Here is a 247-nt window from a genome sequence, read left to right on the forward strand (position 1 = left end):
CCCATCTGCCGGCAATATGGGATCCTGTACATTGAGATGCAGAAGGAAAAAAGCCAGAATATGCAGTAGGGAGAATACGTAGGGAATGTAGGTTTTGCGGTAGGGACAAAAATATACAAGCGAAGCCATTCCTACAAGGAACAGGAAAAAAGCAGAATTCCATCCGAACAGTATCGTATGCGTGCTTACAAAGCAGATCGTTTCAAGGTGGATCAGCGATACCGCAGCTGCATATTTTTTCCTTTTT

1 pseudogene is annotated in these 247 nt (G+C 43.7%); it reads right to left on the reverse strand.

The annotated features are described in order from the left end of the window. Window positions 1-247, reverse strand: a pseudogene (locus LJE08_RS14305) (hypothetical protein); the annotation flags it as partial.

Source organism: Holdemanella sp. DFI.5.55, from assembly GCF_020593575.1.
Lineage (GTDB): Bacteria > Bacillota_I > Bacilli_A > Erysipelotrichales > Erysipelotrichaceae > Holdemanella > Holdemanella hominis.